The 18178-nt window shown below is 59.9% G+C and carries 8 protein-coding genes; 6 read left to right on the top strand and 2 right to left on the bottom strand.

The window, feature by feature from the left end; genetic code table 11:
* Positions 1 to 5454, bottom strand: a 5454-nt coding sequence (locus tag HY011_16750) for a putative Ig domain-containing protein (protein MBI3424585.1), incomplete at its 3' end; no start/stop codon positions are given.
* A 661-nt stretch (positions 5455 to 6115) separates the two neighbouring features.
* Between HY011_16750 and HY011_16745 the strand changes: the two genes are divergently transcribed.
* The 4 genes from HY011_16745 (at position 6116) to HY011_16730 (ending at position 11121) form a co-directional block, all read left to right on the top strand.
* On the top strand, positions 6116 to 7453 hold the full coding sequence (locus HY011_16745; protein MBI3424584.1) for an MFS transporter: 1338 nt from the start codon (positions 6116 to 6118) through the stop codon (positions 7451 to 7453).
* Between the two features lie 199 nt (positions 7454 to 7652).
* Positions 7653 to 8498, top strand: coding sequence for an alpha/beta hydrolase (locus HY011_16740; GenBank protein MBI3424583.1), 846 nt, complete (start codon positions 7653 to 7655; stop codon positions 8496 to 8498).
* A gap of 289 nt (positions 8499 to 8787) precedes the next feature.
* Positions 8788 to 10512, top strand: coding sequence for a dihydroxy-acid dehydratase (locus HY011_16735; GenBank protein ID MBI3424582.1), 1725 nt, complete (start codon positions 8788 to 8790; stop codon positions 10510 to 10512).
* 42 nt (positions 10513 to 10554) lie between these two features.
* The gene (locus tag HY011_16730) at positions 10555 to 11121 is read left to right on the top strand and encodes a GWxTD domain-containing protein (GenBank protein MBI3424581.1); all 567 of its coding nucleotides are present in this window, start codon (positions 10555 to 10557) and stop codon (positions 11119 to 11121) included.
* 244 nt (positions 11122 to 11365) lie between these two features.
* Here the strand turns inward: HY011_16730 and HY011_16725 are convergent, their stop codons facing one another.
* Positions 11366 to 13960: a putative Ig domain-containing protein gene (locus tag HY011_16725; protein MBI3424580.1), complete on the bottom strand. Its 2595-nt coding sequence runs from the start codon at positions 13958 to 13960 to the stop codon at positions 11366 to 11368.
* Between the two features lie 381 nt (positions 13961 to 14341).
* On the opposite strand from HY011_16725, the gene HY011_16720 reads away from it, so the two are divergent.
* On the top strand, positions 14342 to 14908 hold the full coding sequence (locus HY011_16720; GenBank protein ID MBI3424579.1) for a sigma-70 family RNA polymerase sigma factor: 567 nt from the start codon (positions 14342 to 14344) through the stop codon (positions 14906 to 14908).
* A 205-nt stretch (positions 14909 to 15113) separates the two neighbouring features.
* Complete coding sequence (locus tag HY011_16715) at positions 15114 to 18161, top strand: serine/threonine-protein kinase (GenBank protein ID MBI3424578.1); 3048 nt, start codon at positions 15114 to 15116, stop codon at positions 18159 to 18161.
* The last annotated feature ends 17 nt before the right edge of the window (positions 18162 to 18178 follow it).

Below are 18178 nucleotides of genomic sequence, written 5' to 3'. Positions count from 1 at the left end.
GGCCGGGCACAGCACCACGAGCGTGTAATCGCGGAAGCCCGTGCAACCGCCAAAGCCCGTCGCCGTCACGCGGAAATTGAACGTCCCGCCTTGCGTCGGCGCGCCGCTGAAGCTCCCATTCGCATTGAGCGTCAACCCCGCTGGCAACACCCCGCTCGTCACCGCGAACGTGTAATTCCCACCCGCCGGACTGGCGCTGATGGTTTGCGCATACGCCGTATTGATGGTCGCGTTGGGCAACGTCGCGGGACTCAGACTGACCGTCGGGCAGACGATCACCAGCGTATAACTCTGCGTGCCAAAGCAACCACCGGTGTCGGTCGCCTTGACCACGAAGCTGAACGTCCCAACTTGTAGCGGTGTGCCGGAGATCAGCCCGGTCATTGACAGCATCAGCCCGGTCGGCAATCCACCGGACATGATGCTGAACACGTGTGGCCCGAAGCCGCCCGTAGCGGTCAACTGTGTGTTCGGATAGGCCAGGCCCGCCGTGCCCCCGGCCAATGAGCCGGGCGCGATGGTGATCGTCTGGCAGCCGACGGTGAGGCCGGTTGCCATGGTCTGCCCGTCAATGGTTGTCGAAACGCTGTCGTTACCGGGAGTGCTGCCTGCCGTGTAGGTCGAGTTAGCGACGCCATTGGTGGTCGTCGCGTTGGGCGGCGCAACGCTGCCGAGCGCGCCCTGTGTGAAGGTGGCCGGCGTACCGTTCGGCACGAACATTGACATGGGCGCGGTGTCCACGTTGTTCGAGTTGATGGTCAGCTTGGAAGCCAGCGTCGAACTGCCGCCCTGTGCCACCACAGGGGGCATCGCCATTAGATTGAGCGTCAGCCAGGGATTGGAGTCCAAAACACCGCTGTTGCCAGCGAAGACTACGGCACCATTGACGGTGCCCACGCAGCCCGCGCCGCTTGTGCCCGGCCCATAGTTGCAGCCCCACCAGTTGTTCTCCACGTCAATCGTCGCGTTGTTGCCCGCGCTGACGCTGCCGCCATATTGCGCGCCGACGTTGTTGCCGACGATGCGGTTGAAGTTAGCGTGATTAGTACCGATGGTGCCCACGGCCTGGGTGCCGCTGAAGAAGAGACCCGCGCCAGCCTGCGCGAATCCATTCCCGCTCATCAGGTTTCCTTTGACTAACGTGTTCTGCCCGCCGCGATCCGCGCCAGTGTTGCCGAAGCTCGTCAACGCCAGCCCGTGACGGCCATTGTTGCTGAAGGTGTTGCCACTGATGGTCGTGTTTTGAATACCACCTTGCAAGCCATCGAACAGGTTACTGCTGAACGTATTGCCGCTGATGGTACCGTTGTTGGTGGCCGCCGTGCCGGTGAAGGCGCGCGTGCCCAGATTCATGCCCGTCTGGCAATTGCTAATGGTGTTGCCGCCGATGAGCGGCGTGCGCGGCGTGGCGCTGACGCTGACGTTGTGGTTGCCGTCAACGAAGAAGCCGGACGAAGTATCCGTCGCGCCTTTGCCGTTGATGCAATTATTCGTGAACCAGAAGCCGGGGAACGCATCCGTGTCCAAGTGGAACAGATCGCCCGAGCCGGTTTTGCTGGCGCCGTCAATCGAGTTCTGGCTGACGGTGATGTCAGTGCCGGGATCGTTGAGGAACACGCCGCTGCCGGTGAAGCCCACAAAACGATTGTTGAGAATTTGTACGTTGTTGAGCGGCCCGGAGGTGGATTCGATCCCGCGATTGCCGCCGGAGAAAGTAAAGCCGTTGATGATCGAACCGGCAGAACCCGCTACCAGCGTCATTAGCGTGCCCGCCGCCGTGATGGTGGATTCACTGGCCGAGCGCCCGCAGGCATTGACGCCTTGCTGTGCGCCTTTCAAGTTGACGTTCTTGTTGACCGTCACGTTTTCGGGATAGCTACCGGGCGCGACGTTGACCGTGCCAGGATTGGCGACCGCATTGATGCCGCCCTGGATCGTCGCGAAAGCGTCATAGCCGATACTGGTCGCTGGCCCGCCGCCGTCGGGGTCAGTGCCTGGCGTCAGACCCACCCAGTTGTCATCCACATAAACGGTGGTCGGGATGGGCAGGATGGTGAACGGATTGCTCACCGCCGTGATTGCGCCGGAGGTGGCCGTCAGTTTCTTGTTCGTGCCCGCCGTGTCTAGGCTCAGGTTGTTGAAGGTGGCGATGCCTGAACCGTTGGTCATCTGGGTCAGCGTGCCGCTCAACGTGCCCGTGCCCATCGAAAGTGTCAGCGTGACCGAAGCACCGGAGATGTTGTTGTTGAAGGCGTCTTTGGCCTGCACGGTCACCGCTGGCGTGATGACGCCGTTGATGAGCGTGTCGGTCGGTTGCTGAACGAAGCTCAGCATGGCGAGCGGGCCGACGGTGACGGTGATCGGTTGCGTCACGGTTTGCCCGTCCATCATTGAGGAAGCGCTGCCCGCGCCGGGCGTGCCGCCGGCGGTGTAAATCGAATTCGCCATTGCGCCAGACGTGGGAACAGGGGTTGGCAGCACCGTGCCCAGCGTGCCGGTGAAGTTGACCGTTACGCCATCGGGGAACAAGCCCATACCCATCAAGGACGTATCCACGTTGTCGGAGTTTTTCTTCAGACTGGCGGTCAGGGCGGACATGCCGCCAACCGCGACCGTCGAGGGCGTAGGCGTCAAGCCGAGCACCAGCCAGGGATTGAAATCAATCCCGCCCGCGCCCGCATTGCTCGCGCCGTTGGTCGTGCCACTGCAACCCGCGCCGGTTGCGCCGGGGCCAAAATTGCAACCCCACCAATTATTCTCGGCCAGAATCTGCGTGACGGAGTTGCCCGACACGCCCGCCGCCAGATTGCCGACGATGCGGTTGAATTTGAGCAGCGCCACGCCGTCTTCGGCTACGTCAACACCGGTGTTGTTGCCGGTGATCGTGTTGCTGATGAGTTGCACCGGCTGATTGCCAGTGAAGGGGCCGAAGCGCCATTGGAAGCCGATATTCGCGCCGCTGACCGTGTTGTTCTGGTATTTGACCGTCGTCGTCGCCGATGAATGCGAGGTGACGCGGAAGCCGCGTTGCAAATTGGTGGCCGGGTTGTTGCCGCCCGCCAGATTGGTGAACGAGTTGCCGCTGATGGTGATGTTGCTCGAATGGGCGTGGCAATTGTCCCAGATGCCGATGACGACTTCGGGCTGAGCCGATTGCGCCTGCAACACGCGAATCGTGTTGTTGGTGATCTGCAAACCGTCGTAAATGTTTCCGCCGCTGGTGTTGGATTGCAGCACGACCTCAGCGGCATCGTTGACGCGCACGCCGTTGCCCGGTATTTCAATCGTGTTGCCCGACACCATTTGATTCGTCCCGAACGAAAGATGGATGGCGATGTTCTGCGAGACATCGTTCGGCGCGACGCTGCTGTCGAGATCGGTCGCCAGCCGGATGTAGTTGTTCAGAATCTTCGTGCCGTTGAAGGCGTCCGAACCGCCCGCGCCGCTGAACATGCCAATGGCGTTGTCGAAATCGAGGAAACGGATGTTGGAGATCGTCCAGTTCTGATTGTCGCCCCCATCGAAGAAGAACACGCCTTCGAGATCAATCGCCGCCAGGTCGCCCGGCCCTTGAATCGTCGCATCGCCCAGTGCATTCGCGGTGAAAGTGACGTTATTCAGATTGGCCGGCGGATAGACGCTGTAATCGTCAATGTCGCCTGCCACGCCGTTACTCCCTTTGACCCAACTGGCCGCCGCGTTGACTTCCGTCCAGTTGAACGTGCCGTTGAGTTTGATGGTCGCGCCGCTGGTAGCGGCCAGCACCGCATTGTTGATGCGCGTGTAATCGTTATTGGTCGCAGTCGGCGTCGTGCCGCTCGCGCCGGTCGAAGACGCAAAGAGCGTGTTCGCGGCGAAGTTGATCAACCCCAGCGAGGGGTCATCGAGCGCGTGAAAAAGCTTGTTTTCGATGGCGAAGTTCTGCGTCGTGGTCGCCGTCGCGCCCGTCAATCCGTCAAAGCTGACGGCGGTGGCATTGATCGTCAGGTTGTCGAGCGCTGTGTTGGCCAGCGCGATGTAATTGCCGCTCTGCCCTGTGAACGCCGTGTTGTTCAGCGTGTTGCCGGTCAGCGCGGTTTTGGTGCCGGTCAGCAACAATCCGGTCACGCCGCCGCTGATGCTGCTCGCGCTGTTCAGATTGAGCGTCTGGGTATTGGTCAGGCCTTCGACCTTGACGCCGGTGTTGACGTTGCCGGCGATGGACAAGCCGGTCACGTTGACCGTCGAAGCCGCGCCGGGGCCGCCCGCCAGAAAATTGGTCGTGCCGACCGGATTGAAATTCAGGTTGTCGGTTAGGAATACGCCCGCCAGTTTGGAGCCGCTGATCGAATTGGTCGCGCCCAGCGTGATAGTGCTGCTGGTGGGAACGTTGAATAAGCCTACGCCGTAATCGTGCCCGCTGATGGCGTTGCTGGTGAAAGTAGAATTGACCGCGTCCTGGTTGGTCACAATCAACACACCGAAATTGTTGGCGATGGCGGTGGGTTCGGCGGTAATCGTATTGCCACTGATCGTCGCCCCGGTTGCGCCGTTGAATTGCAGCCAGTAAAGGATGCCGCCCGCGTAGGCGTGAATCTCGTTGCCTGTAATCAGGAAGCTCGCCGGGCCGCCCGCGCCATTGTGGTTATTGATGTGTATGCCCGTCCACGACCGGGTCATCTTGTTGTTGGTCACGTCGGCGTAAAAGTCGTTGCGGATGGAAACCGCGTAACCAAAATCGAAGTTGCCGATGCTGTCGAACAGGTTGCGCGTGATGACGTTGCCCTGCGAGGCAACGTCGCCGCGCAAACCGATAAAGACGCGCTTGATGATGTTGTTGTTGACGGTCAGGTTGTTGGCGGCAGCCGTGGTGGGCCGCACACCGTATTGCACATTGGAGTCATCGCCGCTGAATAGCGGACTGCCCGCGACGCCCGGATCATCGCCGTCTATGGTGAAGCCGTTGATGGTGATATTGGCGGCGGTGACGCCGATGACGGCGGTTTGATTACCATTGGTGCGGACGATGGATTCGGCGCCGCGCACGCCCGTGCCCGCGATACCGGCATTCGCGCCTTGCAGCGTCAGCGCTTTGTTGATGGCCGGGTTTTCAACATAAGTGCCCGCGCCGACGTTGATGGTGTCGCCCGCGGCAGAGGTCGCGACAGCTTTACCAATTGTCAGGAATGCGCAATTAGGAGCCGCCGCCGCCGAAGCATTGGTCAACCCATTGCAAAGCGTATCGCTACCGTCGGTGCGCACGAAGTAAGTGGTCGCAAAGGCAGCGTGTGTGTTGCGAATCAAACCGAATAAACCGAACAGGGCTGCGGCGGCCAGCGCCGCAAAGAATGAGGTCAGCAACCAGCGCGAGGCAAAGCGCGATTGGAAAGAGAACGTTTGTTTGACAATGCGCCGAAGCTGTATGGCCAGCCGAGAACGCAGGCTTAACTCCTGTAAAAGAGTATTGAATCTCATCGTCAAAACCTCCTGCGAGGCTTCTAGACGAGCCTATGGCACAACCCTAATTGTATACACCAGCCAGACCCGCCACCTTGGGAATGATGGCATGGCCCACCGGTAAACACCCTCCAGAGCCGTCACCTTGGGGAATGCTGCTCGACCAGACGCTCGCGTATTAGCGTGTTAAACGGTCAGTTGCAGTTGCGTGGATTACGTGACGTTTCTTAGAACGTAGTTTGTATGTGTGTGTAGTCCATTAGGGAGTATGGGGTCGGGGTTTTCCCTAATTAAGACTGCTCCATTTTGCTACCGATGCCGGGATAATCGAGGGGGGAAGCGGAATATAGCACTTTAATCCTAAAACTCCAGCCTTGAATAGCTATTTATTTTTAATAGCTACCGACCTGTATGCCAGCCGTACTATGCTGCATAACATCGGGACGGTTTCAATGTTGTGCGCCACTTATTCAGGTCAGCGAGTAGGATTATCGGTAGAAGATTGCACATTACACAAGCTGATCCTGACTTGCGCACTGCGCCGCACTGGCGTGTTGTGCGGCTTGCGCGTACACTCTCGCCTCATCCAAGTTCCATCTCAAGGAAGTTCAACATCAACCCAGTGCCAGATTGTTTGTGCCCAGGCTTTATCACTTGGGCCGCAAATTGGAGAGTCTGAATGGAAAGCGCCACCCCCTTGCCCGCCGTTATTGTTGGGGTTGACACAGAGGTTGCCGAACGCACGCGCCAACGCGTCACGCGGCGTTTGTTGCCATACCTGTTGTTGCTGTATTTGATCGCGTACATTGACCGTACCAATGTGGGTGTGGCGAAGCTGCAAATGCAGGGCGACCTGGGATTGACTGATGCGATCATCGGGTTTGGCGCGGGCATCTTCTTTCTAGGCTATTTCTTGCTCGAAATCCCCGGCACGCTGATCGTCGAACGCTGGAGCGCGCGCAAATGGATCGCGCGCATCATGATTTCGTGGGGGATGGTCGCCACGCTGATGGGCTTTGTCGGCATGGGGCCACTCAATGTCGTCAGCGCTGAGCATCAGTTTTACAGCCTGCGCTTCATCCTGGGCCTGGCCGAAGCGGGTTTCTTTCCCGGCGTGATCGTCTATCTGTCGCACTGGTTCCGCTATGAAGATCGCGGCAAGGCCAAGGCCAAATTTCTGATCGGCATTCCGCTGGCGACAGTGATTGGCGTGCCGCTGTCGCGCACGATTTTGGAAAACGCGCATTGGTACGGGCTGCCCGGTTGGCGCTGGGTTTTCATTCTTGAGGGCTTGCCTTCGATTCTGCTCGGTTGCATCACGCTCGTCTATCTGACCGACCGGCCTGAACAGGCGAAATGGCTGCCCGACGACGAAAAGCAATGGCTGGTCGCCGAACTGGCGCGCGAGAAGGCGCAGAAGACGACGACGGGCGGCGCGGATTTGCGCGCGGCCTTTCGCCACCCGCAAATCATCCTGCTGACCGTGCTGTATTTTTTTGTCGTCACGGGCAATTACGGTTTGAATTTCTTTCTGCCCTCGATCACCAAGAACATGAAAGGCACGTCTATTCTGGTGCAGACGGTGCTGACCACACTGCCCTATATCTTTTGCATCATCGCCATCCTGCTGGTCGGCCCCTCTTCGGATCGCACCGGCGAACGCCGCTGGCACACCGCCATCCCGGCTTTGCTGACTGGCGTAGGCATGGCGTTGTGCGTGCTGGGCGGCGACGTGCTGGGTATCGTCGTTCTGGGGCTTTGCCTGGCGGGCCTCGCGCCGGGCGGCTATCCGGCGTTCTGGTCGTTGCCCTCGGCGTTTCTGACCGGCTCGGCGGCGGCGGGCGCGGTCGGGCTAATCAATTCGGTCGGCAATCTAGGCGGCTTCGTCGGGCCATACATCGTTGGCTATCTCAAGGATTACACCGGCAATTACAAAGCGGCGATGTTGTTTTTGGCGGGCTGCGCGCTGCTGGGCGGTTTGCTGGCGACACAGTTGAAACCGCCTGCAAAGGCTTGAAGGACGTATTCACAAACACCAATAGAAGGAAGTGGGTTAGTTTGAGAAGGAAGAACGAGATTACGGAACAGACGGAAATAACGGAACAGACTGAAAGGAACATAACTGATCGTCTTTTGTTTCTTCCGTCTGTTCCGTTATTTCCGTCTGTTCCGTAATCTCTCCTTAACCACTATCCGAAAGGCCCATCCGGGAGACAATGATGAAAACAAAGACTTGGTTGAACGCCGCGCTCGCCGTCCTGTTGCTCGCAACGGTGGCGCAAGCGGAAATGCGCAAGGACATCGAATTCGCCAAGGCGGACGGCGTGAGTTTAACGCTTGATGCCTACGTGCCCGATGGCGCGGGGCCGTTCCCCAGCGTTGTCATCGTGCACGGTGGCGGCTTCGCGCGCGGCGACAAACAGACGTATGTGCCGCCCCTGTTCGAGCCGTTGACGCAAGCAGGCTTTGCCTGGTTCACGATCAACTACCGGCTCCATCCGCAAGGCAAATTCCCCGCGATGGTGGCTGACATCGAAGCCGCCATCAAGTTCGTCAAAGACCACGCCAAAGAGTACAATGTGGATTTGCGCCGCGTCGTGCTGATGGGCGAATCGGCGGGCGGCGCGCTGGTTTCGTATGTTGGCGTGCGCCAGCAAAGCGCGCTCAAATTGGCGGCGGTCGTGCCGTTTTACGGCGTGCACGATTGGGAGTTGCGGGCGAAGGAAGAAACTGAAGGCAAAGTCGGCGCCAGCATTTGGCGCGATGTGTATAGCGTGCCACCGGGCGATTCACCCGAAGCCGTCCAACGTATGCGCGAGGTTTCCGCCATCAATCACATCAAAAAAGGCCTGCCGCCGTTCCTGCTGATTCACGGCACCGAAGACGCGCAGGTCGCCTATGAACAATCCGTCGAAATGCAAAAACGCATGCAAGCCGCAGGCAATCGCTGTGATTTGATCACCGTGCAAGGCGGGCCGCACGGCATGGGCGTCATCACCAAATTCCCCGATACGAAAGTCAAAATGATCGCCTGGCTCAAGCAAACTTTGAAAATGAAGTAGTCAGGTATTGTTTGTGATCTCAGCCCGCGAAGGCGGGCGACAGCATAAAGCCTTGAGTGAAGGCGAAAGCCGGAACCCCAGGTAAGCAGCAAATTGAATCATTGAGCCTGCGAAGCGGGCGACAGACATTGATAGATTATTGGCACGCTCTGCCGCCCGCCTGCGCGGGCTTTGCTCATCATCGCCGACGTTCCCAGGGTTCCGCCCAGCTTCTACGAAGCCGCGCTTCACCCTGGGCTTTATTCCGCCGCCCGCCTTCGCGGGCTGAAAACCGACAACACTTTTTGTTATGAAGGCTAGAAAAACACCGCAAGACTTACGCAGCTTCCGCTGGTTCGGCAAACCCGACCTACGTTCGTTCACGCATCGTTCGCGCATGAAGCAGATGGGTTACGGCGCTGCCGATCACGCGGGCAAACCGGTCATCGCCATCGTCAATACGTGGAGCGATCTGACGACCTGTCACAGCCACTTCCGCACGCGCGCCGAAGAGGTCAAACGCGGCGTCTGGCAGGCCGGCGGCTTCCCCGTCGAATTGCCCGCGATGCCGGTCAATGAGACGTATATGAAGCCTTCGCCGCTGATGTACCGCAATCTGCTGGCGATGGAAACCGAAGAGTTGCTGCGTTGCCAGCCGATTGATGGCGTTGTGCTGATGGGCGGTTGCGACAAGACTACACCCGGTTTGATTATGGGCGCGCTCTCGATGGATTTGCCGACGATCTATCTGCCCGCCGGGCCGATGCTGCGCGGCAATTTGAACGGTCAGATTCTGGGCAGCGGTTCGGACGTGTGGAAGTATTGGGCCGAGCGTTGCGCGGGCAACATCAGCGAGGACGAATGGAATGCGATGGAAGACGGCATCGCGCGTTCTGCCGGTGTCTGTATGACGATGGGCACGGCGTCGACGATGACGGCGCTGGCCGAAGTGCTGGGCTTCTCGCTGCCCGGCGCGTCTTCAATCCCAGCGGTGGATGCGAATCATCAGCGCATGGCGACCAACTGTGGCCGCCGCGCGGTCGAAATGGTTTGGGAAGATTTGAAGCCGAGCGATTGGCTGACCATGCAATCGTTCGAGAACGCCATCGTTACCGACATGGCTATCGGCGGTTCGACCAATGCCATCATTCACTTGGTGGCGATGGCCGGACGCGCGGGCTTGCACCTGCCGCTACTCAAGTTCGATGAGATTTCGCAGCGTGTGCCGATGATTGCGAACCTGCGGCCGTCGGGCAAATACCTGATGGAAGACTTTTATTACGGCGGCGGTTTGCGCGCGCTGCTCAATCAACTCACCAGCCTGCTGCATCTGGACGCCATCACGGTCAACGGCCAGACGCTGGGCGCGAATATCGAGGGTGCCAAGGTCTTCAACAATGACGTGATTCGCGCGTTGGACAATCCGGTCTATTCGATTGGCGGCACGGCGATCCTGTATGGCAACCTCGCGCCCAACGGTGCGGTCATCAAACCGACCGCCGCCGAACAGCGATTGTGGCAACACACCGGGCGCGCGGTGGTGTTCAAAGACTACGACGAGATGAACGCGCGATTGAATGACGAGAATCTGGACGTGGATGAGAACTCTGTGCTCGTGTTGCAAAACGCCGGGCCGCTCGGCGCGGGCATGCCGGAATGGGGCATGTTGCCGTTGCCGAAGAAGCTGTTGAAACAAGGCGTGCGCGACATGGTACGGATTTCAGACGCGCGCATGAGCGGGACTTCTTATGGCACCTGCGTCCTGCACGTCGCGCCCGAAAGCTTCATCGGCGGCCCGCTGGCGCTGGTGCGCGAGGGCGATTTGATCGAATTGAATGTGCCCGAACGGCGCTTGGAATTGAAGGTCAGTGAAGAAGAGTTGGCGCAACGCCGCGCGGCTTGGGTCGCGCCGCCGAAACGCTATGAACGCGGTTACGGCGCGCTGTTTGCCGAACACGTGACACAGGCGGAGCAGGGTTGCGATTTCGATTTCCTGCATGCGGGCACGGCGACGGCGGAGCCGGAGATTCATTGAATCGTCAACCAAAGTCAGAGTTCGGTGGGGTTAAGTGGGCTTTTGACTGATGCTAAGAAGCAAAGTTATCAAAAAAAATCTGCACCAAAATTGTGGTCAAACGTTCAGGCAGGGGCGGCGACGCGGGTAATCTGCTGGTTAAACGCCCGCGTTCTGTTGTTTTACACATTTACAGATGTGCCCTACCATCAGTCTTGCAGTCCAATTTTGAGAGGAGAAAAAATGAGAAATGCATTTCTGTTAAGCGGGCTTGTAGTATTAGTGTGCAGCTTTGCACTCGCCCAGACGCACACACTTAAATCTTCCAGTGGCCCATCTCGTACAGACCTCAAGTCACCCTATGAAAGATGGGCGAGCGAGGATGTTGCCTACATGATTACTCCCGAAGAGAAGCAGGCGTTCCTCATGCTCAAATCGGATGCTGAACATGAGCAGTTCATAGAGAAATTCTGGAGCGAGCGAGCCGCTAAAGCTGGCGTTTCTGAAGATGCATTCCGCACGGAGCATTACAGACGCATTGCATTTGCCAATCGGCGTTTCGGGCTCGGCAAGGTTCCTGGGTGGAAGACTGCCAAGGGGCGCAACTACATCATGACAGGACGAGCCTGATTGAGGCTAACGTCGAGATCGAATTCACTCGCGATTCCAATCCAGGCGATTTTCGCAGGATGAAGATTCTTTAGGTGATAGTGATAGTGGCGGTCGCCTTTCATAACACGTTACCTAACTCGTCGTTCGGGGGTCTGTTGCCGGCCTGCTCCAAAGTTGTCATGACTCGACCAAACAAGGACGCGCCCGCAATTTCCTGCGGGCGCGTCCTTGTTGTTTTATCCAGACTGCTTTAACCGGACGTTCAAGGCGCAACTGTCACGGCGTAGCTGCGGCTGGCCGCGCAGTTATTTGTGTCTGTTGCAGTAATGCTGAAGTTGTATGTGCCCGCCGCCATCGGAAAGCCGAAGAGCAAGCCAGCAGCGTTGTAGAAGGTCACGCCGGGTGGCAAGGTTCCGCTCAAGCTGTAGCTGTAGCCGCCCACAGGCGTGGCGGCGACCGTGTTGCTGTACATCTGGCCGAGATTGCCATTCGGCAAGGCAGGCAGCGCAATCGTCGGGCAGGCGTTGCCGCTGATGGTGAAGCTATACGCGCGGTTGCCAGCGCAAGTACCGAAGCTGGTCGCGGTGAGGGTGAAGTTGAAGGTTCCAGCCAGCGTTGGTGTGCCGCTAACGACACCCGTCGCCGCATTCAATGACAACCCGTTAGGCAACGCGCCCGCCGTGGCGCTGTAGGTGTAGGCGCCGCCGCTGGGCGCGGCGGCAACGCTCTGGGTATACGCGGTGTTCAGCGTGGGCGTGGGCAGCGCCGCCAGCGTGATCGCCGGGCACGCGACTGTCACGGTGTATACCTGTTGCCCCGCGCAACCAACGGCGGTTTGCGCTTTGACGGTGAAGTTGGAGGCGCCAGGTGCGAAGGCGAAGCCGCTCAACACGCCGGTCTGCGCATTCAGCGCCAAGCCGCTCGGCAGACTGCCGGAAGCCAGGCTGAAGCTGTAACCGCTGCCGGGCGCGGCGCTGATGGTTTGCGTGTAGTACACACCCGCGCTGGCGTTGGGCAAGGTGGGTGTGAGCGTGACCGTTGGGCACGTGATCGTCACCGCGCAATCGCGATAGCCGGAACAGCCGCCCGTGCCCGCCGTGATGCGGAAGGCGAAGGTGCCCGCCGTGGTGGGCGTGCCGCTGATGACGCCCGTCATGGCATCCAGTGACAACCCGTTAGGCAGCGCGCCGCTTGTGAGGCTGAAGCCATACGCCAGGGCGGGCGTGGCGGAAATAGTTTGGCTATAGGCTGTGCCCACCGTTCCGTTCGTGGGCGTGGCAGGGTTAACCGTGATCATCGTGCAGGTCGCCACGTTGAGCGCGTAATCGAGCGAATTCGAGCAGCCTAGGATGCTGGTGGCGGTGAGACGGAAGTTGAACAAGCCAAGTTGCGACGGCGTGCCGGAAAGCTGACCGGTTGCCGCATTCAACGTCAGCCCGTTGGGCAGTGCGCCCGCCGTGACCGCAAAGGTGTAACTGCCGCCGGGCGAAGCCGTGATGGTTTGGCTGTAAGGCGTGCCGACTTGCGCCAATGGCAAAGAGGCTGGGGTTAAAGATGGCGTAGTGCAACTGTTGCTGAAAAGATATGCCGCACCTGCTTGGTCGTTGGCGAATAATGCTCCAACGAGGACCTTATAGCCATTCGTGGAGTCACCACTGAGCGCGACACTCAGTCCAAAATAGTCATAATCGGCTTCATCATTCGCCGTCAATTTCTGCATCTGCCCCCAATTGCCGGTTCCACCCTGGTTGCGGCCAAAAAGATAGGCCGCGCCCCTAAAAGTCTGGCCAGCATTCCCATAATTCTGGTCTGCTCCGACCACGACCGTATCACCGGCGATGCCGACCGAGACGCCAAATCGGTCAGGTGCAATTCCATCGTTGGCGGTCAGCATCCGCACCTGCCCCCAGTTGTTCGCCCCGCCCTGATTGCGGTCAAAGACGTAGGCCGCACCCGTGGTGGCGTTCTTGCCGGAGGCTCCGACAACCACGGTGTCATTGCTGATGCCGATTGAAGCGCCGAAAACGTCTTGTGGCAACCCATCGCTGATGGTCAATTTCTTGCTTTCCCCCCAGTTGTTCGCGCCACCCTGGTTGCGCCCGAAGATGTAAGCCGCGCCGGTATTTTCATTCTTACCGATGGCCCCGATGGCGACGGTATCGCCGCTGATACTGACTGACGAGCCGAAGCTATCGTTATTGGCGGCATCGCTGGCAGTCAGCTTTTTGACTTGGCCCCAATTGCCCGTGCCGCCCTGGTTGCGGTCAAAGATGTAAGCCGCACCGGTGAAGAATTGTTTGTGATAAGCCCCAATCACCACGGTGTCGCCGTCAATGGTGAGGGCGCTGGCGAAAAAGTCGGGATCAGCCGCATCGCTGGCGATGATCTTTTTAACTTGCCCCCAGTTGTTCGCGCCGCCCAGGTTGCGCTCAAAGACATAGGCCGCGCCCCGGTGGCTGTTATTTTGATAGGCTCCAACCACGATCGTGTCGCCGCTGATGCCGACCGCCGCGCCGAAAGCATCCCCCATCGTCGCATCGTTGGCGGTCAGTTTTTTGACCAAGCCCCAGTTGTCCAGGCCGCCCTGGTTGCGGTCGAAGATATAAGCCGCGCCGGTGCCACTGTTGTTGCCTGATGCTCCGACGATGACTGTGTCGCCGCTGATTGCTACAGCAAAAAAGTCGTCGGACGGCGCGCCATCCGTGGCGGTTAGTTTCTTGATCTGGGCAAAGACTGGATTGTTGCCGCTGGCCTGGGCACGTGGCATGGGTGGCAGGAACAGACCGGCTAGGCACGTCAGACAAAGCACCCCGAGCGAAAGGCGAAAATGAAAGGTAGAAAACAGCGAATGCGACATGAACTTCCTCCTGAAACTGAATAATGATGCCCTGGGAGGGGGAGTGGGGACGCCCAAGCTCCCAGGCTAGCCCGCACGCGCGGCGCGGCGCGTGTGGGCCTTCACTGAGTACATGTCGCAAACCGCCGCGCTTTCCATCACGGGTTGGGAAAAATCTTTTGCCCCTGGGTACGCAGCGCTTCCAGCGTGCGGTCCCGGCAGCGGACGCATTGATTCCGGCAGGGTTTTCCTCCGGCATCCATCCATCTCATTTCAAGCCCGCACGCTGGAAGCCGTGCGTACCCAGGGGCGCTTTCAAGTTGGTCGTCTTTTGAACCGATGCTATGATCCCGCCGCCCGCACTGCGCCCGACAAAAATACCTCTCACTGGATCAAAAGCTGATGGAAACGACACCGCCGCCGAATGTGAGCGAATTGCTGGTCGCCTGGGGACAGGGCGACGAAGCGGCGCGCGACCGCTTGGTGCCGGTCATTTATGATGAATTGCGGCGCGTGGCGCGGCACTGTTTGCGCGCTGATCCGCAACAGCAGACCCTGCAAACGTCGGCGCTCATCAACGAAGCCTTTGTCGAATTGATCAAAGCCCCCGTCACCTGGCAAAACCGCGCGCACTTTTTCGGCATCGCGGCGCGGCTGATGCGCCAGATTTTGGTGCATTACGCCGAAACGCGGCGGCGGCAGAAACGCGGCGGCGGGCAAGCGCGCCTTTCGTTGACGGCGGCGGACGCGATGGCTGAAACGCAAGCCGCCGAGGTGCTGGCGCTCAATGACGCGCTGCAAGCCTTGGCCGCCTTCGATGCGCAGAAAAGCAGCGTGGTCGAATTGCGCTTCTTCGGCGGCTTGACCATCGAAGAGACCGCCACGGCGCTCAACATCTCGACCGCCACCGTCGAACGCGAATGGCGGGCGGCGCGGGCCTGGCTGCAAACACAATTACGCAAATCCTGAGAGTTACAGTTCCGCGAGCGGTAGCGACCGGGTTAGCTGATACTCGAAGGCGTCTGACCCCATTTCAACCGGTCGCTTGTCTGTTCGACAAGCTGCCAGCTTGTCGAAGTTTTGGCGGCTAGCCCAGTGGCGCAATGGCTATGCCTCGACAAGCTGGCAGCTTGTCGAACAACCCGGTCGCTACCGCTCCCGGAACCGCATCGCTATGAACGCCGCACGCTGGCAACAACTCAATCGCATCTTTGAGCAGGCGCTGGAACTGCCCGTGTCAGCACGTTCGGCCTTTCTGGCAGAAGCCTGCGCGGGCGATGCCGATTTGATGGAACAGGCGCAGGCGATGCTGGCCGCCGATGGGCAGCCGGAATTGTTGCTCGATCAACCGGCCCAAGCGCTCGCGCAAAAGTTCTTCGCGCCTGCCGATGCCGCCGGGCCGGGCCAGCGCATCGGTTCGTATCGTTTGTTGCGCGAGTTGGGGCGCGGCGGGATGGGGCAGGTCTTTCTGGCCGAAGACACGCGGCTGGGGCGGCAGGTCGCGCTCAAGCTGTTACCGGCGGAACTGACCGACGTGCCCGACCGCGTGGCGCGCTTTCAACGCGAAGCGCGCGCGGCCTCGGCGCTCAATCATCCGAACATTCTGACGATTTACGATTTCGGCCAACAGGGCGAGCAGTATTACATCGCCGCCGAATATGTCGAAGGCCAGACCTTGCGCGCCTGCATCGGCGACCCGCAAATGACGCTCAGCCGCGCGCTGGACGTCGTCGCGCAAATCAGCGGCGCGCTGGCCACCGCGCATGCGGCGGGCATTATTCACCGCGACATCAAACCGGAAAACGTGATGCTGCGCCCGGACGGTTACGTCAAGGTGCTCGACTTCGGTCTGGCGAAACTGACGCAGCGTGATGCTTCAGCGCCGTCGCTGAAACCAGTGGCCGGGCCGGATGCCCAACCGGATGCCCAACCGGATGCCCAACCGGATGCCCAACCGGATGCGAAGACGCGCGCCGAAACGCAGGCGTCGGACGTTGAAACGCTGTTCAAAACGCAGAGCGGCGTTGTGCTCGGCACGATCAGCTATATGTCGCCGGAGCAGACCAAAGGCCAACCGGTGGACGCGCGCACGGATATTTTCAGCCTGGGCGTGGTGCTGTATGAACTGCTCACCGGGCAACATCCCTTCGCGCGCAACTCACGGGCGGAAATCATCGCGGCCCTGCTCGAACACGAACCGCCGCCGTTGACCTTGCAGCAACTCAATGCGCCCTTTGCGACGCCGGAGGGCGCGCCTGCCGAATTGCAACCGCTGCTCAAGCGCACACTGGCCAAAGATCGCGCGCAACGTTTCGCCAGCGCCGCCGAGTTGCAAGCTGAATTGAAACGCGTGAAGCAATGGCTGGACACCGCCGCCGTCAACAGCGCGGCCACGGGACAACCGCGTCGCACCGCCGACAAACAAGCAGTGCAGACCTCACCGCAACACACGTCGAGCACGAGGCTGTTGCTGGGCGAATTGCGGCAACACAAATTCGGCACGCCGCTGCTGGGCTTGGTTTTATTCGTGCTGCTGGTGGCGGCGGGTTTCGGCGTCGCGCAATGGCTGGGTTATGGCAAGGCTGCCAAGACGCCGTTTGAGAAATTCGCGGCGGCGCGCCTGACCGGCACGGGCAATGTCCTGGTCGGAACCATTTCGCCCGACGGCAAATATCTGGCCCTGGTCGAAGAAGACGCCAACGGAGGCCGCACCTTACGCGTGCGCCAGATGATTGCGGGCGGCACGCCGTTGCCGCTGGTCGCGTTGAGCGCCGCGCCCCGCAGCGTAGCCTTTTCGCCCGACAGCAACTTTCTCTACTACACCGTGCCCGAAGCCGAACAGTCCGCGCGCAATGTGCTTTATCGCGTGGCCTTGCTGGGCGGCGAACCGCATAAGCTGCTGACCGATTTGAATGGTTTGCGCAACAGTTCGTTTTCGCCTGATGGCCGCGCGGTGATTTTCAGACGCAACTTGCCAGCGGGCAGCGCGTTGCTGATCGCCAATGCCGACGGGTCGAATCAGCGGACGTTTGCGACCTTCACGCCGCAACAAACTGTCTGGGGCTACGCCTGGTCGCCCGATGGCGCGCGCATCGCCTATTCCTTGCGCGACGACGGCCAGCCGCGCGGCAATTATTACTACCTGGCGGAAAGGCCCGCGCAGGGCGGCGCTGAACGCATGATCGTCGCGCCCCAGCCGCAATGGATTGCTTACTTGTCCTGGCTGCCGGATGGGCGCGGCTTGCTCGCCAATGCGCTGGATGAAATGACCGGACGCTTTCAGCTTTTTTACTTCGCTTATCCCGACGGCACAAAGCGCCAGCTCACGCACGACAGCAATAATTACGCCAGCCCGGTGGTGACGGCGGACGGTCACGCCGTGTTGCTGGGTCAAACCGAACGCCCCAGCCGTATGTGGGTCGCGCCCTTCGACGATTTGCACCGCGCGCGGCAACTGACGCCGGGGCAGGGCAGCTATGACCGCTTGACCTGGACGCCGGACGGCAAGCTGGTGCACGACAGTCTGCTCGATCTATGGCTGACGGCGGCAGACGGCAGCGCCTCGCGCCAGTTGACGACCGACGCCAAAGCCAACACCGACCCCGCGCTGACGCCGGATGGCAGCTTCATTCTTTTCTCTTCGCGCCGTTCAGGCCGCCACGAAATTTGGCGGATGGAACCGGATGGCGGCAACCTCGTCCAACTTTCCACCAACGGTGGCGAGCGTCCGCAATGCACGCCGGACGGGCGCTGGGTGATTTATGAAAACGAATCGGAAGGCGCCGCGAATCAGCGGCAGTTATGGAAAGTACCCTTGCAAGGCGGGACGCCGGAACGGCTCTTCGACTTTGCGGCCAGTAATGCCGCCCTCGCGCCCAACGGCCAATGGCTCGCTTGCGAATTGGACGACCCCGCAACCAAAGCGCACGGCGTCGCCATCGTGGCTTTTGCCGATGGCCATCAGCAAAACTTTTTCAAACTAACCCCAGGCAACGGCGGGCTGGTCTGGACGCCCGATGCCACGGCCTTTATTTACATTGACGCCCAAACGGGCAGCCATCAGATCAAGCAACAACCCCTCGCCGGTGGCCCGCCCAAGACCCTGCTCGAAAACGCCGACGAAGCTTTCTTCACCGTGACACTTTCACGGGATGGCCGCCTACTCGCCTACACCAGCGGCCGCGTGACGACAGACCTGGTGTTGCTGACCGAAAGTAAATGAAGTGGCTGAATACGGGC

It is taken from the genome of Acidobacteriota bacterium (genome assembly GCA_016196035.1).
GTDB lineage: Bacteria > Acidobacteriota > Blastocatellia > RBC074 > RBC074 > JACPYM01.
Note: the sequence above shows the minus strand (reverse complement) of the source record. Positions and strands in the feature narration are given on the sequence as shown.